22 protein-coding genes and 2 tRNA genes are annotated in these 23426 nt (G+C 45.1%); 22 read left to right on the forward strand and 2 right to left on the reverse strand.

The window, feature by feature from the left end; all coding sequences use genetic code 11:
- Window positions 1-33: 33 nt before the first annotated feature.
- Window positions 34-498: a hypothetical protein gene (locus KNQ04_RS04695; RefSeq protein WP_214847690.1), complete on the reverse strand. Its 465-nt coding sequence runs from the start codon at window positions 496-498 to the stop codon at window positions 34-36.
- A gap of 228 nt (window positions 499-726) precedes the next feature.
- Between KNQ04_RS04695 and KNQ04_RS04700 the strand changes: the two genes are divergently transcribed.
- The 22 genes from KNQ04_RS04700 to KNQ04_RS04805 all read left to right on the forward strand — a co-directional run bounded on the left by KNQ04_RS04700 (window position 727) and on the right by KNQ04_RS04805 (window position 22936).
- Window positions 727-2367 (forward strand): Na/Pi cotransporter family protein, encoded by a 1641-nt coding sequence (locus KNQ04_RS04700; protein ID WP_214847692.1) that lies wholly within the window; start codon window positions 727-729, stop codon window positions 2365-2367.
- A gap of 121 nt (window positions 2368-2488) precedes the next feature.
- Window positions 2489-2562, forward strand: a tRNA-Met gene (locus KNQ04_RS04705).
- 12 nt (window positions 2563-2574) lie between these two features.
- Window positions 2575-2648, forward strand: a tRNA-Ile gene (locus KNQ04_RS04710).
- A 112-nt stretch (window positions 2649-2760) separates the two neighbouring features.
- The gene (locus KNQ04_RS04715) at window positions 2761-4221 is read left to right on the forward strand and encodes an alpha-amylase (RefSeq protein ID WP_214847694.1); all 1461 of its coding nucleotides are present in this window, start codon (window positions 2761-2763) and stop codon (window positions 4219-4221) included.
- A 93-nt stretch (window positions 4222-4314) separates the two neighbouring features.
- Window positions 4315-4923 (forward strand): superoxide dismutase, encoded by a 609-nt coding sequence (locus KNQ04_RS04720; RefSeq protein ID WP_214847696.1) that lies wholly within the window; start codon window positions 4315-4317, stop codon window positions 4921-4923.
- 142 nt (window positions 4924-5065) lie between these two features.
- Window positions 5066-7138 carry a peptidoglycan D,D-transpeptidase FtsI family protein gene (locus tag KNQ04_RS04725; protein ID WP_214847698.1) on the forward strand — a complete coding sequence of 691 codons (2073 nt, stop codon included), beginning with the start codon at window positions 5066-5068 and terminating at the stop codon, window positions 7136-7138.
- A gap of 223 nt (window positions 7139-7361) precedes the next feature.
- Entirely contained in the window at window positions 7362-8306 is a 945-nt protein-coding gene (locus KNQ04_RS04730; RefSeq protein WP_214847700.1) for a PstS family phosphate ABC transporter substrate-binding protein, read from the forward strand.
- A 95-nt stretch (window positions 8307-8401) separates the two neighbouring features.
- Window positions 8402-9343 carry a phosphate ABC transporter permease subunit PstC gene (pstC, locus tag KNQ04_RS04735; protein ID WP_214847702.1) on the forward strand — a complete coding sequence of 314 codons (942 nt, stop codon included), beginning with the start codon at window positions 8402-8404 and terminating at the stop codon, window positions 9341-9343.
- Window position 9344: 1 nt separating this feature from the next.
- Window positions 9345-10253, forward strand: coding sequence for a phosphate ABC transporter permease PstA (pstA, locus tag KNQ04_RS04740; RefSeq protein ID WP_214847704.1), 909 nt, complete (start codon window positions 9345-9347; stop codon window positions 10251-10253).
- Window positions 10254-10348: 95 nt separating this feature from the next.
- A complete protein-coding gene (pstB, locus tag KNQ04_RS04745) occupies window positions 10349-11125 on the forward strand; it encodes a phosphate ABC transporter ATP-binding protein PstB (protein WP_235195257.1) in 777 nt (258 codons plus the stop codon).
- A 16-nt stretch (window positions 11126-11141) separates the two neighbouring features.
- Window positions 11142-11804 carry a phosphate signaling complex protein PhoU gene (gene phoU, locus KNQ04_RS04750; RefSeq protein WP_214847706.1) on the forward strand — a complete coding sequence of 221 codons (663 nt, stop codon included), beginning with the start codon at window positions 11142-11144 and terminating at the stop codon, window positions 11802-11804.
- Between the two features lie 108 nt (window positions 11805-11912).
- Window positions 11913-12656, forward strand: coding sequence for a DUF4912 domain-containing protein (locus KNQ04_RS04755; protein ID WP_214847707.1), 744 nt, complete (start codon window positions 11913-11915; stop codon window positions 12654-12656).
- Between the two features lie 36 nt (window positions 12657-12692).
- Window positions 12693-14876 carry a glycoside hydrolase family 57 protein gene (locus KNQ04_RS04760; protein WP_214847708.1) on the forward strand — a complete coding sequence of 728 codons (2184 nt, stop codon included), beginning with the start codon at window positions 12693-12695 and terminating at the stop codon, window positions 14874-14876.
- A gap of 104 nt (window positions 14877-14980) precedes the next feature.
- Entirely contained in the window at window positions 14981-15130 is a 150-nt protein-coding gene (gene rpmG / locus KNQ04_RS04765; RefSeq protein ID WP_012369771.1) for a 50S ribosomal protein L33, read from the forward strand.
- A gap of 58 nt (window positions 15131-15188) precedes the next feature.
- Window positions 15189-15737 (forward strand): 5-formyltetrahydrofolate cyclo-ligase, encoded by a 549-nt coding sequence (locus tag KNQ04_RS04770; RefSeq protein ID WP_214847709.1) that lies wholly within the window; start codon window positions 15189-15191, stop codon window positions 15735-15737.
- Window positions 15728-16510: a DUF92 domain-containing protein gene (locus KNQ04_RS04775; RefSeq protein ID WP_214847710.1), complete on the forward strand. Its 783-nt coding sequence runs from the start codon at window positions 15728-15730 to the stop codon at window positions 16508-16510. The genes KNQ04_RS04770 and KNQ04_RS04775 overlap by 10 nt, the downstream gene beginning before the upstream one ends.
- 165 nt (window positions 16511-16675) lie before the next feature.
- The gene (locus tag KNQ04_RS04780; protein ID WP_214847712.1) at window positions 16676-17629 is read left to right on the forward strand and encodes an L-lactate dehydrogenase; all 954 of its coding nucleotides are present in this window, start codon (window positions 16676-16678) and stop codon (window positions 17627-17629) included.
- A 195-nt stretch (window positions 17630-17824) separates the two neighbouring features.
- Window positions 17825-18334 (forward strand): GNAT family N-acetyltransferase, encoded by a 510-nt coding sequence (locus KNQ04_RS04785; protein WP_214847714.1) that lies wholly within the window; start codon window positions 17825-17827, stop codon window positions 18332-18334.
- 201 nt (window positions 18335-18535) lie between these two features.
- On the forward strand, window positions 18536-19573 hold the full coding sequence (locus KNQ04_RS04790; protein ID WP_214847716.1) for a M42 family metallopeptidase: 1038 nt from the start codon (window positions 18536-18538) through the stop codon (window positions 19571-19573).
- Window positions 19557-19754, forward strand: a complete 198-nt coding sequence (locus tag KNQ04_RS04795; protein WP_214847718.1) for a YqgQ family protein — start codon at window positions 19557-19559, stop codon at window positions 19752-19754. The genes KNQ04_RS04790 and KNQ04_RS04795 overlap by 17 nt, the downstream gene beginning before the upstream one ends.
- 83 nt (window positions 19755-19837) lie before the next feature.
- Window positions 19838-20794, forward strand: a complete 957-nt coding sequence (locus KNQ04_RS04800) for an ROK family glucokinase (protein WP_214847720.1) — start codon at window positions 19838-19840, stop codon at window positions 20792-20794.
- 216 nt (window positions 20795-21010) lie between these two features.
- The gene (locus tag KNQ04_RS04805; RefSeq protein WP_214847721.1) at window positions 21011-22936 is read left to right on the forward strand and encodes an LTA synthase family protein; all 1926 of its coding nucleotides are present in this window, start codon (window positions 21011-21013) and stop codon (window positions 22934-22936) included.
- Between the two features lie 153 nt (window positions 22937-23089).
- Here the strand turns inward: KNQ04_RS04805 and KNQ04_RS04810 are convergent, their stop codons facing one another.
- A complete protein-coding gene (locus KNQ04_RS04810; protein ID WP_214847722.1) occupies window positions 23090-23269 on the reverse strand; it encodes a DUF2759 domain-containing protein in 180 nt (59 codons plus the stop codon).
- Between the last annotated feature and the right edge of the window lie 157 nt (window positions 23270-23426).

Consider the following 23426-nt stretch of genomic DNA (forward strand, 5'->3'; position numbering starts at 1 on the left):
TCGGGCATTAAAGCAAGTTGAGCATCAATCTCTTCAGCGGGCAGTTTTTTTTTGTTTACGGGCCAAAAAGACCGGTATTAACGAGTACAGAAAGTGACCGGCGAAGATGATGGTCACGCCAAGTCCTTTCAATCCAAGTTGATAACACAGGACACCGACGGGAAAACTCCATAGGTTGGCTGCGACCGTATAAGGAAAGACTTGGCGGTACGCCCACGGTCTCGGTAGTAACCAGGCAATCAACCAACGATTCAAATAAGACATCAATAACAGGAACAGTAAAATCGCGATGGCGATAAAAATGAAATGTAAAATGAGCCAAATGACAAGTGGGACTGTTTTAGTGATAAAAAGACTATCGATGACGGTCGTCCAAAACGAAATCCAAGCTAATCCACAAAAATAAAGGGAAACATCGACGAGGCGTGTTTTTAAAAACGAACGATTTGGAACTAAGGTGGTTTGTAAATAGTTAATAAGTTGTCTTAAAAAAGGCATGATAACACTCTTTTCTCTGTTTCATAACAGTGGTGTAGTACGTGTATAAACGTTGAAAATAAAGGGTTTTAACTGTTTTGGTACAGGTTAATAAAACCTTAACATTCAAATGTTGATAAAACTATTTACAAGTTCAATAGACCTTTACATAATAGGAGAGGTTGAAACAATAAAATCTTAACAAAAAATCAATTCCACTTTTTAGATTAGATATGAGGAGATGAAATGATGAACTATGATTTGCAGGAAATGATTTTCACTTTTATTGGTGGACTCGGGATTTTCCTATTCGGTATTAAGTATATGGGAGATGGTCTTCAAAAAACAGCGGGAGACCGACTTCGTTACATTTTAGACAAATACACATCAAATCCATTGCTCGGCATCCTTGCCGGTATCGTCGTCACAGTCTTGATCCAATCGTCGTCAGGGACGACCGTCATCGTCGTCGGACTGGTCAGCGCTGGCTTGATGAATTTACGACAAGCGATCGGTGTCGTCATGGGGGCGAACATCGGTACCACGATTACGGCGTTCATCATTGGATTTAACGTCAAAGAAGCAGCCCTTCCTGCAATTGCTCTCGGTGCGTTTCTAATCTTCTTCTTCAATAAAGAACGGATTCAGTACATCGGGCAAATAATCTTCGGTTTCGGTGCGTTATTCTATGGTTTGACTTTGATGGGAGATGGTATGAAACCACTTCAATCAAGTGAGTGGTTCCGTGAACTGACGATTTCAATGTCAGACAACCCGTTACTCGGTGTCTTCGTCGGAACAATCTTTACAGTTCTTGTCCAGTCGTCATCGGCGACAATCGGTATTCTGCAAGAGTTATACTCTGGCGGCATGATTGATATCAAAGCGGCGCTTCCAATCTTGTTCGGTGACAACATCGGAACAACGATTACGGCGGTCCTTGCAGCGCTCGGTGCGTCGATTGCCGCAAAACGGACAGCCGCAGCACACGTCATCTTTAACATCGTCGGAACGTTACTGTTCCTCATTGCGTTACCACTTTTCTCGACGTTCATTGCGTGGATTACAAATGCGTTAGGTCTAGAACCGAAAATGCAAATTGCCTTTGCACACGGAACGTTTAACGTCGTCAATACGTTGATTCAATGTTGGTTCATTGCGCAAATCGCATGGCTCGTCAAAAAGATTGTTCCGGGAACGGATACGACAGTCGATTCAAAACCACGTCACTTAGATCAAAACATCTTGAACCAATCGTCTTCACTTGCGCTGAACCAAGCGAAAATGGAAGTCTTGCGGATGGGTGAATTCTCAAAAGAAGCACTCGGTAAAGCACATCGTTATACGCAATCACATGATAAAAAAGATGTTTCTGACGCTGGTCAGATTGAATATGCAATCAACCACTTGAATACAGAAGTCACGAATTATCTTGTAAAAGTCGCAGCGAACGATCTTTCTGAACGGGAATCAAACGATCATTCGTTATTGATGCATGCCGTCAACGACTTCGAACGGATTGGGGATCACGTCGAGAACGTAATCGAACTCGTTGACTTCCAAATCGTCAATCGGATTGTATTTACGTCGAAAGCGAAAAAAGAATTAGACGAAATGTACGTCTTAACACAAAAAATCGTCGATACGGCAATTAAAGCAGTTGAGCTTGATGATGTTTCGTTAGCACGCCAAGTCCTTGAATTAGAAGGAAAACTCGATTCGCTTGAACGTTCGTTCCGTAAACACCACGTCTTACGGGTCAATGCCGGAGAATGTACAGGACAAGCAGGGATGATCTTCGTTGATTTGTTATCGAATCTTGAACGGATTGGTGACCATGCTGTCAACATCACGGATTTAGTACTTGAACAACGTTCAGGAACGGCTTGAGTGAAGTGAATACAAATCAGAGGAATTTCTGAAAAGAAATTCCTCTTTACTTTTGTGAGATAACTTATTGACAATCTTAAAAGAATCCAGTAATCTAATTGTAGTTGTTTTAATTCATCATGGCGGTGTAGCTCAGCTGGCTAGAGCGTACGGTTCATACCCGTGAGGTCGTGGGTTCGACTCCCTCCGCCGCTACTATTTACTTAAGGACCCTTAGCTCAGCTGGTTAGAGCTGACGGCTCATAACCGTCCGGTCGCAGGTTCGAGTCCTGCAGGGTCCATTTAAGAAACGCATTCTCTTTATGAGGGTGCGTTTATTTTTGTCTCCTTGGGGAATATTAAAGATATTGTAATAATATTCATACTATAGTAATTAAGGGAGAGCGAAGAGAGATGGAACGTAACCATACGATGATGCAGTTTTTTGAGTGGCATGTAGAGAATGACGGGAAGCATTGGCAACGTTTGAAAGAGAGAGCACCAGAGCTTCGTGCTGCAGGCATCACATCTGTTTGGATTCCACCGGCTTCAAAGGGACAATCAGATGAAGATACAGGGTATGGGATATACGATGTTTATGATTTAGGCGAGTTTGACCAAAAAGGGACGGTTCGAACGAAATATGGTACAAAAGACGAATTGATCGATGCGATTCAAGTTGCGCATGAAAATGATATCGCCGTGTATGCGGATGTCGTCATGAATCATAAGGCAGCTGCGGATGAACTAGAAACAATCAACGTTGTGGAAGTACATCCAGAAGATCGGTCGAAAGAAATTTCAGAAGAGTTCGAAATCGAGGCTTGGACAAAATTCACTTTCCCGGGACGAAACGGAAAGTACTCTGATTTTGTTTGGAACCATGAATTCTTTAATGGAACCGACTACGATGCACGCGAAGAAAAAACAGGTGTCTTTAAGATTTCCGGTAAAAACAAGGATTGGAACGATCAAGTCGATAGCGAGTTCGGGAATTACGACTACTTAATGTTCGCGAATATCGATTATAATCACCCGGAAGTCCGCCAAGAAATGATCGATTGGGGACATTGGTTTAAAGATACGCTGAATTGCCAAGGGTTCCGACTTGATGCGATTAAACACATCAACTACGAATTCGTCAATGAGTTCGCAAAATCGATGATTGGTGACAATCCAGATGGATTTTATATGGTCGGTGAGTTTTGGAAGTCAGACTTAGATGACTGTCGTCAATTTTTAGATAGCGTCGATTATACAATCGATTTATTCGATGTGCCGCTTCATTATAAATTCCATGAGGCTTCGGAGCAGGGACAAGAATTTGATTTAACGACGCTGTTCGCAGATACACTCGTCGAGTCGCATCCGACGAACGCCGTTACGTTCGTCGATAATCATGATTCGCAACCGGGCGAATCGCTTGAATCCTGGATTGACGACTGGTTTAAGCAACATGCCTACGCGTCGATTCTCCTGCGTAAAGATGGTTACCCGTGCGTCTTTTACGGTGATTATTATGGTGTTCAAGGTCCGCATCCCGTCGAAGGGAAAAAAGAGATGATCAATGCGTTACTGTACGCCCGTTACCATAAAGCCTACGGAGAGCAAGAAGATTACCTGGACGATCCCCATTGTGTCGGCTGGGTCCGTCGTGGAGTGGAAGAATTTGCGAACTCCGGCTGTGCCGTATTGCTTTCAAATGCTGACATGTGTGAAAAACGGATGTTTGTCGGAGAAGACCGTGCCGGAGAGGAATGGTTCGACTACACGAATCATCAAGAAGAGCCAGTCGTGATTGATGAAGAAGGATTTGGTGTCTTCCCGGTTCCCGGTGGTGGCGTATCGGTATTCGCCCCACGCGATGAACAATAATTCGTAAGGGTCATTGCTTGCACTAGACTGCTTGTTTTTGCTAGTCTAAAGAGGTATTGAAGTTCCGAAAATAGGATAAAGGGGGACATGAAAATGTCAAAATTTGAATTACCAGAACTCGGCTACGCTTATGATGCGCTTGAGCCACATATCGATGCTCGTACGATGGAGATTCACCACTCTAAACACCACAACACGTATGTAACGAACGTAAATGCTGCACTTGAAGGGTCAGAACATGAAGGGAAATCACTTGAAGAATTACTTCAAAACCTCGATTCACTTCCTGCAAACATTCAAACAGCTGTCCGCAACAACGGTGGCGGTCATTGGAACCACTCGTTCTTCTGGAAACTGCTTAAAAAGAATGATGGTGCTGCACCGACAGGCGAACTCGCTTCTGCAATCGATGAAGCATTCGGTTCATTCGATGCTTTCAAAGATGAGTTTGCAAAAGCAGCGACAACACGCTTCGGATCGGGTTGGGCATGGCTCATCGTCGAAGGTGGCAAACTTGCTGTCGTTTCGACACCGAACCAAGATACACCCGTCATGGAAGGTAAAACACCAATCCTCGGACTTGATGTTTGGGAGCATGCTTACTACCTGAACTATCAAAACCGTCGCCCTGACTACATCAACGCGTTCTTCAACGTCATCGATTGGGATCACGTTGCAAAACTCTACGCTGACGCAAAATAATCGTCTTGACTAAAAAGAGTCGTTTCCTCGCATGAGGAAGCGGCTCTTTTTTAATACGGAAAATGATGGGATAGGTTGTTATGGATGGTTTCCTTCTATATAATGAACAAAGATGACTTTTTGAACGATAGGGGAGTACGCCATGGCGAAACGAATCACGGTAAGAGGAAGACGGCGTAACCACTTGCCGCTTCGATTGAATTTAATGTTTTTTGTTGTTTTTTTATTGTTTGCGATTTTAATCTTTCGACTCGGTGTCGTCCAGATTGTCAACGGTGAAAAAATTTCACGAGAAGTTCAAAAAACAGAGATGATTGCTTCAAAGTACGAAGTACCACGCGGTAAGATTTACGATCGCGATGGGCGTTTGCTCGTCGATACGATTTCGAAGTACTCAATCGTCTACCGACGTTCGCAAAATACAAAGGTCGATGAACGAATTGAAACGGCATCGCGTCTTGCTGCCATCATCCATTTACCGAAAGATGATTGGAAAGTAACGGAGCGTGACTTAAAGGATTACTGGATTGCAACGAACGAAAAAGAATCGAAACGTCGTTTTGATGCGGTCATGAAAGAAAAATATCCGACCTTAGAAGATCGGAAAAAATTATCGATTGCTGAAGAAAACCAGGTGATGCTTGACACGATTACAGAAAAAGATATTGCGTTTGACGACAAGACGATGGAAATCGTTGCCATTAAACACAACATGGAGGTCGGATATGCACTTGATCCGCAACTCGTCAAACTCGGTGCGACGGCAAAAGAGATGGCGATCATTGATGAAAACCTTGAAGCGTTAAAAGGTGTCTCCGTCGAGCCGTTCTATGAACGGTCGTATCCTTATGAAGGGACGTTACGGAATATCTTCGGGAAGTACTCAAAGATTCCAGCCGAGCAACAAGCACAGTATAAAGCAAAAGGCTACAGCTTAAATGATCGTGTCGGGACCTCGTTCTTAGAACAACAATATGAAGATTTACTTCGGGGAAAACCGGCATATGACGTGTATGAAACGTTTAATGGTGAACCGGTTGGTGAACCGAACCGGGAAGAAGGGGAGTCCGGAAAAGACCTCGTTCTCACGGTTGACGCAGCATACAATAAACAGGTTGACCAAATCCTCCAACAAGCGATTAAAATGGGACGCGGCATGGGCAGTGGGTATTTAAAAGAAGGTTATGCCGTCGTGATGAACCCGCAGACAGGTGAGGTCTTAGCAATGTCGGGACAAAAACTCGATACGTCGACAAACAAATTCAGTGACGTTGCCATCAATAACGTCCTGACGTCACTCCAAATCGGATCAACGATTAAAGGGGCGACGGTCGCGATGGGGCTTCAAGAAGGCGTAATCCGCCAAAATGAAGTCATCAACGATGCACCGATCACAATTGGCGGAACGAAAAAAGCATCGTATGTCAACATGGGACCGATTACGGATTTGACGGCTCTCGAACGTTCATCCAACGTGTACATGTTCAACATTGCGATGCGGATGGCGAACTATCCGAGCAACGGGATTGCAGGGGCGAGTGTCGATGCGGCTGCAGCCATCATGCAGAACTATTACAGCCAGTTCGGGCTCGGTGTTACGACAGGCATCGATTTACCGTATGAAGCGAAGGGTGTTCAAGGAACACCTGACCGCGTCACGCTCCTGATGGACCGTGTTATCGGGCAATATGATGCCTTTACACCGTTACAAGTCGCGCAGTACATTTCCACACTCGCGAACGGTGGTTACCGTGTCCAACCGCACTTCCTAAAACAAGTCCTTGCTTCGAATTCAATTGAAGAAGGAACGAAACAAGTCGATTATAGTTTCAAGACGAACTATTTGAATCGGGTCGAAGTCAGCCAAGATAACATTGATCATGTCCGCGAAGGATTACACCGTGTCGTCAAAGGCGAGCGGGGAACGGCTAAAGTCATCGCGTTGACGGGTATCGACGCGGCTGCGAAAACCGGGACAGCACAGGTTAGTGTGTATGGTGAAGACGGAATTGCTTTACGGGACGGGAGCGGGCAACCGATACGGTCCCTCAACTCAAACCTTGTCGGTTGGGCGCCATACGACAATCCAGAGATCGCATGGGCTGTGTTCCTTCCATATATGGAGCAAGAAACAGTCAACTCGAAAATTGGTCATGATTTAGTGAAGGCGTACTTCAACGTCAAAGATATCCCGTGGCAAACTAAGCCAAATTAACTAGAAAGACGAAGATGAGGAAACTCATCTTCGTTTTTTTATTTGGATTGACCTTTTTTTCTAATGGTTTTTGAATTGTAAACTGCAAAAAACAAGCCTTTACAATTCTTTTACGTTGGATTCATTTCGTTTTAATAGTTCATCGGTAGTATAAGTCTTGTAAGGGAAACGGATAAAAAGTCGTAGCACTACAAGCGACATACTTCGAGGAGGAAATTTAATCATGTCTTGGATGAAAAAAACAGCACTTATCACAACAGTAGCTTCAATCGCAGTAGTCGGTGCGGCATGCGGAAATGACAAAGGAAGCTCTTCAAGTTCGTCAGATCTTTCAGGAAAGATTGCGATTGATGGATCTTCAACAGTTTTCCCAATCATGGAAGCAGTCGGAGAAGAATATTCGATTGAACAACCAGACGTCAACGTAACAGTCGGCGTATCTGGAACAGGTGGCGGATTCAAACGTTTCGTCGTCGGTGAAACAGACCTCTCGAATGCTTCACGTGAGATTAAAGAAGAAGAAGCAGCAAAAGCAGAAGAAAATGGAATTGAATATACGAAAATGGCACTCGCACTCGACGGCTTGACAGTCGCGGTGAGTAAAGAAAATACATGGCTCAAAGAATTAACGATTGAGCAACTCAATAAAATGTGGCTTGATCCGAACGTTAAAACATGGAAAGATGTTGATTCGTCATTCCCGGCTGAACCAATCAAGTTCTTCAGCCCAGGTAAAGACTCAGGTACATTCGATTACTTTAATGAAGAAGTAATGGATGAAAAAGATATGCGTAAAGATGTTCAGTTATCAGAAGATGACAACGTCCTCGTTAAAGGTGTTGAAGGAACAAAAGGTGCAATCGGATACTTCGGTTACGCGTACTATGCAGAAAACAAAGACAAGTTAAAAGAAGTACCACTTTCTGCTGAAGGAAAAGACGCTGTCGCGCCTACTCCGGAAACAATCAATGATCTTTCGTACCCACTATCACGTGAAATTTACACGTATGTAAACAACAAGTCATTAAACGACAAAAAACAAGTGGCTGATTTCGTGAAATTCACGAATGAAAACGCAGGTGATTTAGCGGAAGAAGTCGGTTACGTCAAAATGAAGCAAGACCGTTATGACGAAAATGCAAAAGCAATCGAAGACGCAATGAAATAAACATCCAGATGTAAGGATGGCCTAAAAAGGGGGGAATCCCCTCCTTTTTAGGTCCCGTTCTTATGTAGGGGTGATGGAGTAGGGAGCGAAGAAGGATGAATTCATCATCAAAAGGTTCGGTTCGAGAGCTGATTCAACAGAACCGTAAACAAAAGTTCAGTATGAAAAACATCATGGAACGAATTATGCCAATCGTCTTATTTTTATGTGCGTTTGTATCAGTCGTTACGACCATTGGCATCATTCTCACGTTAGTCATTGAAACGGAACACTTCTTTGAAGTGGTTTCAATCAAAGAATTTTTCGGAAGTACGAGCTGGTATCCTCTGAATTCACAACCAGAATACGGAATTTGGCCGCTCGTCGTGGGAACACTTGAGATTACCGTGATTGCGATGCTAGTTGCCGTGCCGATTGGACTCACTTCTGCGATTTACTTAAGTGAGTATGCATCAGAGCGCGCACGTCGTGTATTAAAACCAATCCTTGAAGTATTGGCAGGGGTGCCAACAATCGTCTTTGGTTTCTTCGCCTTGACGTTTGTCACACCACTACTCGTAAAGTTAATTCCTGGTCTTGCAATCTATAATGCACTGAGTCCAGGCATTGTCGTCGGAATCATGATCATCCCGATGATTGCTTCGATTTCTGAAGATGCGATGAGTTCTGTCCCGAAAAAAATTCGTGACGGTGCGCTCGCACTTGGTTCGACACGCCTTGAAGTTGCTTTAAAAGTCGTCGTTCCGGCAGCTCTTTCAGGTATCATCGCGTCAATCGTACTGGGTATGTCTCGTGCGATTGGTGAGACGATGATCGTAACAATCGCAGGAGGGTCAAATCCTACTGCAACCGTCAACCCGCTTGAACCTGTCCAAACGATGACAGCGTATATCGTTCAGGTCGCACTTGGTGACGCGGGATACGGAACGGTTGAATATTACAGTATTTATGCGGTCGGTACGTTGTTGTTCGTCTTTACTCTTGTGATGAACTTACTCGCGAACTGGATTACGCGTCGCTTCAGAGAGGAGTATTGAGATGGCCTTACCAGAAAAACAACCTGTACAAAAAAAGTTTATTGACCCAGTAGCTGTAAAAAAATCGATTGGTCAACGACTCGTCGTGAACAATGTAACGAAAGTGATTTTCTTGATCGGTCTATTATTCGGTCTTGTCGTTCTTGGTATTCTTCTCTTTGGTGTCATCCGTGACGGTGCCGCTTGGTTGTCGCTTGATTTCCTTTTAAATGCGCCATCGCGTCGACCGGCCAATGCAGGGATTTATCCGGCACTGATGGGAACGATTTTCTTAATGCTCCTCATCATCCCAATGATTTTCATTATCGGGGTCGGGGCAGCGATTTATTTAGAAGAGTATGCGAAAAGAGGACGGATGACATCGTTCATCGAAGTCAACATCTCAAACTTAGCAGGTGTTCCTTCAATCGTCTTCGGTCTTCTCGGATTAACCTTCTTCGTCCGTAACATGGGCTTCGGTTCAACATTGATTGCAGGAGCCTTAACGCTTGCGCTCATGAGCTTACCGGTCGTCATCGTATCATCGCAAGAAGCGATTCGTTCGGTGCCGCAAGCAATGCGTCATGCTTCACTCGCGCTCGGTGCTTCAAAATGGCAAACGACGTTCAAAGTCGTGTTACCGGCATCACTCCCGGGTGTCATTACCGGAATCATCTTAGCGGTCTCTCGTGCAATCGGAGAAACAGCACCATTGATCATGGTCGGGGCAGCTATCTTCATCGCGCGTGCACCGGAAGGTCTCTTTTCAGAGTTTACAGCATTACCGATTCAAATTTATAACTGGACAAGCCGTCCACAAGCCGATTTCCAAGGTCTCGCCGCAGCTGGTATCCTCATTTTGATGGTGATCTTGTTGACGATGAACTCACTTGCGATCTGGATTCGAAATCGCTTTTCAAAACGTTATTAAGTAGATAGAAGGTTCTGAAACGTTTTTAAGGAGGAACACAGATGATGGATACGAAGCTGACGACAAAAACAGCCGAGAAAGAAGGGGCAACAATTATGAATCAACCAGTAGCTGCGCAAGACAGTGTATACCGTGTCGACAATTTAAACTTATGGTACGGTGACGACCACGCATTAAAAGATGTCAACTTAGATATTAAACAAAACGAAGTCACGGCAATCATCGGACCGTCTGGGTGCGGGAAATCGACATTCATCAAAACGTTGAACCGGATGGTCGAGCTTGTGCCAATCGTTCGGACAAACGGTGTCATCGAATATAATGGCCGTAACATTTTCGATAAAGAATATGAAGTAGAAGAATTACGGACATCAGTCGGTATGGTCTTCCAACAGCCGAACCCATTCCCGAAATCGATTTATGACAACATCGCATATGGACCACGCGTCCATGGCGTCAAAAACAAAAAGATTTTGGATGAAATCGTTGAACGTAGCTTACGTGGTGCAGCGATTTGGGACGAAGTCAAAGACCGTCTGAATGAAAATGCCTACGGGTTATCAGGTGGACAGCAACAACGTCTTTGTATCGCACGATGCCTTGCGATTGAACCGGATGTCATCTTAATGGATGAACCGACTTCAGCACTCGATCCGATTTCGACACTCAAAGTCGAAGAACTCGTTCAGGATTTGAAAAAAGATTACTCAATCATCATCGTGACGCATAACATGCAACAGGCAGCACGTGTGTCGGATAAAACAGCATTCTTCTTGAACGGAGAAGTAGTCGAGTTTGATCAAACGGACCGCATTTTCTCAAATCCAAGCGATAAGCGGACGGAAGATTATATTTCAGGACGATTCGGATAATTAGGAGGAACTTTCAATGGCAACTCACCGTACGATTTTTGGGGAAAACTTGGCAGTACTCGATCAAAAAGTTTTTCTCCTGGCCCGCAAGACGATGCAACAAATTGCGACGACAGCAGAAGCACTTGAAAAATATGATCTCGATATCGCGCGTACTGTCATCGAAAATGACAATGAGCTTGATGCGCTTGAACTTGAAATCAATGATGATGCGATTCTGTTGATCGCAAAACAACAACCCGTTGCGACAGATTTACGTCGACTCGTGACGGCGATGAAAATCGCGACAGACTTGGAACGGATTGCTGATTATGCAGGAAATATTTCGAAAGCGGTCTTACGCGTCGAGACATTCCCGTACGTCATCGATATCTCGCTCTTGAAAGAAGCGTTCGAAACGTTGCTTGATATGACAGAAACCGCAATCGTCGCCTATCGTGATGGCGACATCGAAAAAGCGAAAGCATTATCTGATCTCGACAACATCATCGATGAGACGACATATAAAGCACTTCGCCAATACATGCGCCATATGTCATTGCAACCAATCGTCGTGGATGAAATCATGCAATTTACGAACATCTGCCGTTACATCGAGCGGATGGGTGACCACTTGACGAATGTCGGGGAACATCTCATCTATCTCGAAAAAGGAAAACACTACGATTTAAATAACTAATCCAAGTAGGTACGGGGAGATTCCTCGACCTACTTTTTTTCGTAAAGGGATTTGAAACAAGTTTGTAGAATAGGAAAGAAGTGAATAAAGATAAAGAGGTGATAGGTAATGCTTGAAAAAATCATTAAGCTAAAAGAACAAGGATTGACGACAAAACAAATCGCAGAAAAATTAGAATCGACGGAAGGGAAAGTGAAATATGCCTGGAGTAAATACCGCAAGTCACTTTCAGAACCGACTAATAAAAAAACGACTGCTCCTAAAACAAAAAATACAGGAGCAAAACCAACGAAGAAAGCCACGCCATCGATGAAAACTTCCGGGAACGACATCGTTCCAGCGGTCATCGCGATTCCATCGCTTGAACGGGACGCATTCGGTATGGCGACGCATTATGAAGACGATATCATGCATGCGATTGTGCAATCACCGACAGCTCTATATGTCTACTGGGAACTATCAGAATTGTCACGGAAGATGTTAGAGACACATTACCATGCGTCATTCGATTCATTCCGGAAAGAACTTCGGATCATCGATGTGACTTTGGTTGATTATGAACAAGGTGAAGCGAACCGGACGTATCAATTTGAACTACCGGAAATGACGAATTCCTGGTTCGTACGACCACTCTCCCCAAACACTACATACATCATTGAATGGGGAATTCAAACGATTGATGGCGATTTCTTGCCGGTCTTACGTTCGAAGCCGGTCGAGACGCCGCGGGACGAGCCAGCTGTAGAAGGACGGTTCGCAGAAGTCGTCGCGCGTTGGCAAAATGGTGAAGTCGATCAACCAGAGTGGGTAGAAGTGTTGCGCCCGTATTCATATTTCGACCGGATTCGTTAAGTAAAAGAGATAGAAAGAAGGAGAGGAAGAGAAAACATGCGTAAAGGTTATTTTTCACTCGTATTACACGCCCATTTACCATATATTCGTCATCAAGAAGCACATCGCCTCGAGGAGCGCTGGATGTATGAAGCCATCTCCGAGACCTATATTCCATTACTATGGGAAATCAATCGTCTTGAACGGCCGCTTGGTTGGACAATCAGTATTTCTCCACCTGTCATCGAGATGTTGGCGGATTCGTTGATTCAAGAACGGTATGTCGAACATCTGGACGACACATTACGTTTGATTGATCAAGAACTGGAACGGGACTTAGTCAAAGAAGAGCGTGATGCTCTTCTCTTCTATAAAGAACGGTACCATGATTTGAAAGTGACCTTTGAGTATTGGGGACGTGATTTAAACCATGCGTTCCGTCACTATAAAGAAGCAGGATACCTCGAATTGATGACTTGTACGGCGACACACGGTTTCAGTCCGCATATGTTATCCGAACAAGCGGCACGGTCAGAGATTCAGACAGGGATGAATTGTTTCGAACGGCATTACGGATTCCGACCGACGGGACTTTGGATGCCGGAATGTGCCTATACACCTGGCCTCGATAAAATCATGTATGAAGAAGGGATTCGTTATACATTCGTAGACGAACATTCCATCTTAAACGCGGATCCTGCTCCGAAACACGGAATTGGTGCACCGGTCTATTCGCCGCACGGTGTCGCGTTATTCCCACGCGATCAAATCATTTCCGGTCGGATTTGGAGTTCGGTCATCGGGTATCCGGGACATCCGAACTACCGTGAGTTTTACCGTGACCTTGCTTACGACCGCGAGTGGGACCAAATTGCGGAATTCATGCATCCGGAAGGGCTTCGTTACGATACAGGATTGAAATTGCACCGTGTCACAGGAGAGTCCGATCAAAAGGCCTTTTACGTCCGTGATTGGGCGTGGAAACAAACAGATGAGCATGCAGCTGATTTTGCGGGCGCATTGGCCGAGCACCTTGATCAACAAAGCGGACAAGACTTCCCGCCGTTTCTTGTCACGGCACCGTTTGACGCGGAACTGTTTGGTCATTGGTGGTTTGAAGGACCTGACTTCCTCGGTAAAGCGATGGAGCGTTTTGAAGACTTTGGAATCGAATCGATTTCACCCGCGACATTCCTCGATCGACATTTCGATGATATCGAAACGGTTCATGTCGCGATGGGGACATGGGGACGCAAAGGATATGCAGATGTCTGGATTAACGAACGAAATGACTGGATGATTCGTCACTTGCATCAACTTGAAAAACGTCTCGCAGGTGTTGTTGCCCGCAACCGTCACCAGGACGGATTGACGCTCAAAGCGAAACGTCAGTTGATTCGCGAGTATCTCCTTGCCGTCTCAAGCGACTGGCCGTTCATTCTTGACGGACAGACGACGGCACAATACGCGGCGAATCGTTTCCGTGAACATATTAAACGATTCGAAGAAACGGAACGGTTACTGGACGCTGGAGAATTAACAATCGATTGGCTGGAAGCACGTTATGCCGAATACCCATTTTTAGCAGATGAAGATATCGAACCCGATGTCTACCTGACAGCGCACGATTACTATGTGGCGGTAAAACGTGAGACGTCATGGAACGATCAAGCTGTCCTGCTCGTCGCAAAAGACTATACGGACACGAATCGGCCAATTGCCGACTTCGCAAAACGGTTGGCGCGTGCCGGGGAAAATGTCTATGTCATCACCGAAAGCGAAACGGATTACCGCTTCGAAGATGGTGTTCATGTTTATGGCATTAAACAAACAGGTCTGCCACTCGTCCAGACGTATAACCAATTGGCGGCATTGAATCTTGCGGTACTCCGCCAAGCGCAGGCGCTTTATAAAATTGTCGAGTTCCGTCTTGTCCATAACTTTACGATGGAGACAGCATCCGCTGCGCAGTCGTTCGCGGAAATAAATCAGCTGCCGCTCGTCAGTAACGTGTATAATCTAGAGAGTGAACGTTCACCAGCGAGTACAGGTGGTCTAGTCGTTGCCATTAAACGACTCGAAGGCGAGGCGTTGCGACATTCAGCAGTCATTTATTTAGAACGTGAAGAAGCACGACAAGGCATCGAAAAAGACTATCATGCGTCGCAACAGCCGCTTGATTTCCAAGAGAACCTTGAAAAACCATACGAACAATTGGCGATTCAGAAAAAGAACGGATGAACAGTTGCAATTCCGTTCCTTTCTTGGTACGATACTTGAGTATGCTTAACCTTATGTAAAGCAAAAACACTTGATACATTGAGAGCTAGATAGGAGGGAATCCCATGCGCGTTAAAATTACTTTGGCTTGCACTGAAACTGGTGACCGTACTTATATCACTAAAAAGAACAAGCGTAACAACCCAGAGCGTCTTGAGTTGAAGAAATACAACCCACGTCTCCGTAAGCACACACTTCACCGTGAAGTAAAATAATTGAGATGGAAGCCGTCACCTTGTGTGATGGCTTTTTTTTGAATAGGGGGAAAATCACGTGAATAAACAGGCGGTACGTCATGCTGTCGGGGAATCGATCACACAACTCGACGACCGAGTCGATCGTGAGCGAATGATTGAACAACATCTCTTTAGTTTACCGGAGTGGACAGAGGCGACATCGATCGCAGTGACGTTATCTTTTCGGAATGAGTGTTCGACGGACCGAATCATCGATCAAGCATGGAGTGAAGGAAAACGTGTTGTCATTCCGAAGGTTGTCGGGAAACAGATGAAGTTTTTTGAACATACAGCGAATCATGTCCTCCTCGAAAATACGATGGGAATCCGTGAACCGGATGAGCAGGCATCCGAAATCCTGCTAAATACGGTTGATTTGTGCATCGTCCCGGGGCGCGCCTATACGCGGTCAGGTTACCGGATTGGATGGGGAGGCGGATTTTATGACCGTTCCCTGGTCGAATTTTCAGGAGCGACGCTTTCGATCGCTTTTGCGATCCAAGTCGTCGAGCAGTTCGAAGTAGAATCGTTTGATCAGCCTGTCGACATGATTGTCACGGAAGAAGAAGTCATCCGATGCCGTTGAGTATGCTCTTCTTCATCTGCTTTGCTCTCGGCTATCTTGGTTATCGATTCCATATGTTAACGAAAAGTGGTGCACTTTTGACGGTCCTCGTCGGCGGAGTGGTCGTCTACGCATTCGGTTATCAAGGTCTTCTTGTCTTACTGTTGTTTTTTGGAAGCTCGAGTTTACTTTCAAAATTCGGTAAAGCACGTAAGCAGACGGTAGATCAAATTGTTGAAAAAGACGGGGCGCGGGATGGCTGGCAAGTGCTCGCGAATGGTGGGACCGCCCTCATTGCTTCTGTTGCTGTCCTTTTGACGAACGAATTTGATTACCTGTTACTGTTCTTAATCGTCATCGCTGCTTCGAACGCGGATACGTGGGCATCCGAAATCGGACCGTTGTCCCGAAAAGAACCCATTTCGATTCGGACGTTACGACCGGTGCGCCGTGGCACGAGTGGCGGTATCTCTGTACTTGGAACGAGTGCGACCATCGCCGGAGCACTGTTTATCGCGACAGCGGGGGACGTCTTGTTCGACTTGACGATAAAGGAATGGTTTTTGGTCGCAGCAGGAGGCGTACTCGGCAGCATCCTTGATACGTTGTTAGGCGGAACCGTCCAACGGAAGTACCGCTGCCAAGTTTGCGGAAAAGAAACGGAGAAACGGGTACATCATCAGGAAACGACAGAGTTCGTCCGAGGTTTTAAGTGGTTAGGGAACGATGCCGTCAATTATTTATCGAGTACGACGGCTGGGCTTGTTGGTTTCATCTTGTATCGATTGTGGTAATGGAAGATGAAGCATCTGACTTCCTTATGTTAGGATATTATTGACACAATTTAGACAAGATGTGACCGTTTTCACAGCCTTTATTAGTTTGTGAAAGATGTTACAATCTAATTGTGAGATAGTTAACAAACTTTTGAATTGTACTTGGAAGGGTGGACATAACGGATGGAATTACATGCGAAAGTGACACGGGTTGCATTGATTGGTGCGGGGGCAGTAGGATCTAGTTTTGCCTATCAAATGACGACGGCTGGGCTTTGTGAGGAGCTCGTCATTATTGATGTGAACAAGGCGAAAGCTGAAGGGGAAGCGATGGATTTAAATCACGGGACACCGTTCAGTTCGTCACCGATGCGGATTTGGGCAGGGGACTATGCGGATTGTAAAGATGCAGAAGTCATCGTCATCACAGCAGGTGCACCACAAAAGCCCGGTGAGACTCGGCTTGACCTCGTTGCAAAAAATGCCTTAATCATGAAAGAAATGATGCGTCAAATCATGGAGTCCGGTTTTGACGGCATCATCGTCGTCGCGTCAAATCCGGTCGATATCATGGCACACTTAGCGTGGAAATATTCTGGTCTCCCAAAAAGTCGTGTCTTCGGTTCAGGGACGGTCCTTGATACGGCGCGTCTGCGTCAAATGTTAGGAGAATACTTTAATATCGATTCACGGAACGCCCATGCGTACATTTTAGGGGAGCATGGCGACACGGAATTTGCGGCTTGGAGCAATTCACGAATCTACGGGAAAACGATTGATGAGCTCCTTGCCGAAGACGACCGTTATTCTCAAGAAGACCTAGATCAAATCTATATTAACGTACGGGACGCGGCCTATCATATCATCGAACGAAAAGGGGCAACGTATTATGCGATTGGTCTCGGACTCGTCCGGATCGTTCGCGCAATCCTCGGAAACGAGAACTGTTTATTGACGGTAGGAGCTCATGTCGACGGTCAATACGGGATTTCCGGGATTCATATCGGTGTACCGGCCGTCATCAACCGTCAAGGGGTACGTGAAGTCATCGAAGTATCACTGACGGATGAGGAATTAAAAAAATTCCACCATTCTGCTGAGGTCCTTCGTCAAACGATGGAGCCTGTCTTACGTTAAATATACAAGGAAAACGTACCAGCTAGACGCTGCTTTCAGCGCGACAGCCGGTACGTTTTTTATAATCTAAGAGGCAAAGGATAAAAATCTAAAAACTAGGTTTTATTTTACTAGAAAAAGGTTATTTAAAGGATAGAAGAGTTTTTCATGTCTAAAGCATCATTAGAAAGCTCACAAAGGGGAGAATCGACAGTCATGTATACATTTCGAACGTTAACAAAAGAAGATGCAGAACAGTATTGGCGTTTACGCCTTGAAGGGCTAAAAAATCATCCGGATGCGTTTGGACATTCGTTTGATGATGAACAACAAACACCATTAAAAGAAGTCCGGGAAGGATTAGAAGGGGACCCAGAGTCTGACGAAGTATGGATTGGCATATTTGATGAAGAGAAATTGTTCGGGTTCGGTCAAGTCAAGCCGTATGAATTATCACGTGAATCCCATAAGGCAATGATTTCTGGCGTCTATATCTCACCGGACTATCGTGGGGGAACAGGGCGTGCGTTGATGGAAGCATTGATTGAGGAAGCCAAACAAATTCCGGATGTCGAGCAAGTCATTTTAGCCGTCTTGTCAGGAAACGAAGCTGCACAGAAACTGTATGAGTCGCTTGGTTTTGAAGTGTATGCAGAGGACCCTGATTCGGTCAAACTAGAAGATGGTACGTATCGGGATGACATTTGGATGAAGAAATACGTCTAAGTGATTGCCGGATCGAACCGATCGTAAAGCTGTAGCATAAATCATGCTATGGCTTTTTTTGATGGGTTGGTTAAGCGTAAAAGGAACAGCAATACGATTCGTTTTCGCCATAGGGGAGATATTTGGTATCATAAGAAAAAGGGTTTTATTAAAATATAGAGGTATGCTTCAACCGAAGCTGCCGTGTGAGGAGCAAATAAGATGAAAGCAGTTGTTGAGACGATTCGCGAACTAGTAGAAATTCCGAGCCCGACCGGTTTTACGACACACGCTCTTACATATGTAGAAAATCGTTTTAAAAAAGAAGGCATCACGTATAAAAAACTCGAAAAAGGTGCCCTGCTCGCTACGTTACCTGGAGACTCTTCCCGCATCCGCTTGTTGACGGCACATGTCGACACGCTCGGGGCGATGGTCAAGGAAATTTTGCCGACAGGTCGCCTGACGTTATCACAACTTGGCGGTTATGCATGGACGGCAATCGAAGGTGAAAATTGTCTTGTTCATAAAATGGACGGACAGACGGTATCGGGGACGATTTTATTCCATCATTCGAGCGTCCACACGTCACGCGTGACAAACACGGAAGAACGGAATGCGACGAATATCGAAGTGAGACTCGACATCCGGTCAACGACTGCAGAAGAGACACGGGTAGCAGGTATTGAAGTCGGTGATATCGTGACGTTCGATCCGCGTTTTGTTCATACCGAAACAGGTTTCGTCAAATCACGTCACCTGGACGACAAAGCCTCTGTCGCCCTGCTGCTCGAACTGATGAAGGAGTGGAAACACGAGACGTTGCCGCATACGACGCAAATTTTGATTTCGAATTATGAAGAAGTCGGATTTGGCGGGAATGCCGGATTCTCTGAAGACGTCGCAGAATATATTGCCGTCGATATGGGCGCACTAGGAGAAGGGCAACACTCGGATGAATATACGGTATCGATTTGTGCGAAGGACAGCTCAGGACCGTATGATCTTGCGTTACGCCACCAGTTCACACGTCTTGCCCAAAGCCATTCAATTCCGTATAAGGTCGACATCTATCCCTATTACAGTTCGGATGCTTCAGCAGCCGTCAGTGCGGGTCACGACGTCCGTCATGGACTGCTGGGTCCAGGAATCGAGTCGAGCCACTCGTATGAACGGACGCATGAAGCGTCGCTTCAAGCGACGTATGATTTACTGAACGTGTTCGTGAAGGAGAAAATGAATGATGAAAACACTTTATGATGTACAGCAGTTATTAAAAACATATGGGACAATCGTGTATCTCGGAGACCGAGAATCCGACATCGCAATGATGATGCTTGAACTCGATGAACTGGAACAAGCGGGTGTACTAGAAAACAAACAATATGATTCAGCAAAAGTAATTTTGGCACATGAACTACAAAAATCACGAAAATCGTAAGAAAAAGTCTTATGCAACCCTTTGCACAAGATTGCCGTTCAGCTAAACTAATAGAGATGAAAGCATTTACGAATAAGGGAGCTATGCAGATGAAATGGTTACTCGGGATTGATATCGGCGGAACGACAGTCAAGATGGCAATACTTGATTTACAAGGCATCATCGTTGAAAAGTGGGAGATTGAGACGGTTATCCTGAATGACGGGGAACAAATTCCAGGCGACATCGCAAAATCTTTTTTTGAAAAATGTAAAGAAAGTAATAAACGACCGGAAGACTTTGTGGGTGCCGGAATCGGTGCACCGGGTTTTATCGACTTTAATACCGGTGTCGTCGAGCGCGCCGTCAACATCGGCTGGAATAACTTTGAGTTGATCGGTGAATTCGAACGGTTGACGGGGTTACCGGCTGTCATTGAAAATGATGCGAATGCGGCGGCAATCGGTGAGATGTGGAAAGGTGCCGGGAGCGGGGCAACGGAACTACTTGCCGTGACTCTCGGGACAGGTGTTGGCGGCGGATTGATCACGAATGGTCAAATCGTCCACGGGACTGTCGGGATGGCGGGCGAAATCGGACACATCACGATGCTTGCTGAAGGCGGTGTCTTGTGCGGTTGTGGACGGAGAGGATGTCTTGAAACGATCGCCTCTGCAACTGGTGTCGCACGTCTCGGGCTCGAAAAACGAAAAGGGCAGCAAACGGTCCTGAACGATATTAAAGCCGTGACGGCGAAGGATGTCTTCGATGCCTACGCGAAAGGCGATAAAATCGCGACGGAAGTCGTCGAGGAAGTGACGTTCCATCTAGGACTAGCAATCTCGAACCTCGCGAATAGCATCAATCCGGAAATGATCGTCATCGGTGGCGGTGTTTCAAAAGCAGGAGATGCTTTGATGGTACCACTCAAAAAACAATTTAAGCGTTTCGCATTACCGCGAGTGTTTGAGTCGACGACCTTTAAAATTGCTGAACTTGAAAATGATGCCGGCGTTATCGGATGTGCATGGCTCGCAAAACAAATGTTCTTAAAAAAATGATTCCATTAAATTTCAGGAAAAGGTTCGCTTTTGCGAATCTTTTTTTTGTTTACAAACGTAAGGAAAGTATGTGATTGTTAAGTATCTACTTTATTCAGGTTGCATTTTTGTAAAAGTAAGCGTAAAATTTTCACGTGATACGGGTATAAATCGAATAGGTAATGACGTGTAAAAGTTTCAAGTCAAGAACACACGTATATTAGGAGGCAGGTTTTTATGCAGCAAGACTCTGGCATTTGGTCGCGGATGCGACTAAAAGTAGGCCAAGGTGTCAAAAGCACCTACACTGAACATAAACTTTTTTGGATCGCAACATTGTTAATTTGGCTAAAAACGTATGTAGCATACACGCTTTTCTTTGATGTTCCGATTACGAACTCAGCACAGGCGTTCATCTTACTGATTAATCCGATTAGTTCGGCACTGTTCATGTTTGGATTTAGTTTCTTCTTCCGTGGAAACGTCCAAAAATGGTTCATCTATGGAACGCTCGTCCTTGCGACGCTCGTCTTGTATGCGGATATCATTTTCTTCCGTTTCTTCAATGATTACTTGACGTTACCGGTCTTATTCCAAACGTCAAATGCGGAGACGGTCTCAGCTTCACTGACTTCATTACTGACATGGGCTGATTTATTGATCGTCGGCGACCTGTTGATTCTTCCGTTCTTCTTGCGGAAAATGGACATGTCGAAAAATGTTGCTTCACGGGGACGTGCCATTTTAGCTTTCGTCGCAGCAACAGCCGTTTTCCTTGGGAACTTAGCACTTGCGGAAACGGAACGCCCGGAGTTATTGACGCGTGCGTTCGACCGCGAATTACTCGTCAAAAATATCGGAACGTTTAACTTCCATATGTATGACGCATTGATTCAATCAAAAACATCTGCTCAAAAAGCACTTGCGGACAGCTCTGAACTTTCTGAAGTCCAAAACTTCGTTGATTCGAAGTACGCAAAACCAAATCCCGTCATGTTCGGTAAATATGAAGGAAAAAACGTCATCGTGATTTCATTCGAATCGGCACAATCATTTGCGGTTGGTCTGAAAGCACCGAATGGTCAAGAAATCACACCAAACTTAAACAAATTGATTAAAGAGTCACATTCATGGGATAACTTCTACCATAATACGGGACAAGGGAAAACATCGGATGCTGAATTCATCTTAGAGAATTCAATCTATCCACTCGGACGTGGTTCTGCGTTCTTTACGAACGGGGAAAATGAGTTCCGGGCAACACCTGAGATGTTAAAAGAAGACGGATATTATTCTGCCGTATTCCACGCGAACAATAAATCGTTTTGGAATCGTGACATCGTCTACAACAGCTTTGGTGTCGATCGTTTCTTCTCTGAGACTGATTATGATCTCGGTAACCCAGACGATTTAACGGAGTGGGGCTTACTCGACGATAAGTTCTTTGAACAGTCATTGCCGATGTTAAAAGATCTTCCGCGTCCGTTCTATTCGAAGTTCATCACATTGACGAACCACTATCCGTTTGAGATGCCGAAACCGGAAGATGAACTCGTCCCACCACTTGAAACGAGTTCGACGACATTGAATCACTATGTCCAAGCGCTCGCATATCAAGATATGGCGCTCGGTAAATTCATCGATGGTCTGAAAAAAGACGGGACATGGGATGATACGATTTTCATGCTCTACGGTGACCACTATGGTATCTCGACGAACCACAATGCAGCGATGGCGGAGTTGCTCAAAAAAGATGAGCTGACTGCATATGACGTCGCACAATTGCAACGTGTCCCGTTCGTGATTCATTTGCCGGGACAAACAAAAGGAATCAAGCATAAAGAAGTAGCAAGTCAGATCGACATTAAACCGACATTGCTCCACTTGTTAGGAAAAGACTTTAAAGATGAAGTCTTGTTCGGAACAGACTTGTTCTCAAAACAACATAAAGATTATGCATTGTTCCGTGACGGATCTGTCATCACCGATAAAACGGTTTATACACAAGAAACATGTTATGACCGAAAAACAGGTGAAGAAGTGACGGATGAAGCAAACGGAGCCATTTGTAAAGAGGCCGTCAAACAGTCTGAAAAAGAACTGGGTCTCTCGGACAAAGTCATCTACGGTGATTTACTACGTTTCTTACAGAAATCTAAATAAGTCGCGGCACACACTAAAATAGCCGAACTCCCTGTACGTTTTAAGGGATTTCGGCTTTTTTAATCGCGTGATTCATTGCGTAATGCGTATGACGACAAAAAAGGTGAGCGTTCTCGACGAGAACGCTCACCTTTTTCTATGTCTGTACAACGATTACGATGGAATTCCACCGAAAATCAATGTCGCAATACCGAACCAGCCGAATAGTACAACAGTCAGTCCAGCAAATACGAGTGGAAACATTTGGCGTTTCTTAAGCGAACGGACGACGGCCCAAACACCGACGAGTGCTACGAAGAAGAAAAGCCAACCGATTGGTTGATCCAAATGCATGACGTACTCCCCCTTAAAAATCACGTTATGAAGTTCACGAAGATTTCACTTAAATCTCACTTTTTAGTTTAGCCGACTATCCGCCTAAAGTCGAGAGGGGGAAGAGGGAACTTTCGACAATTTCGTGTATAGTAGAGAAGAATGATGTTTAAAAGGA

The sequence above is a fragment of the Exiguobacterium sp. s193 genome (genome assembly GCF_018618755.1).
Lineage (GTDB): Bacteria > Bacillota > Bacilli > Exiguobacteriales > Exiguobacteriaceae > Exiguobacterium_A.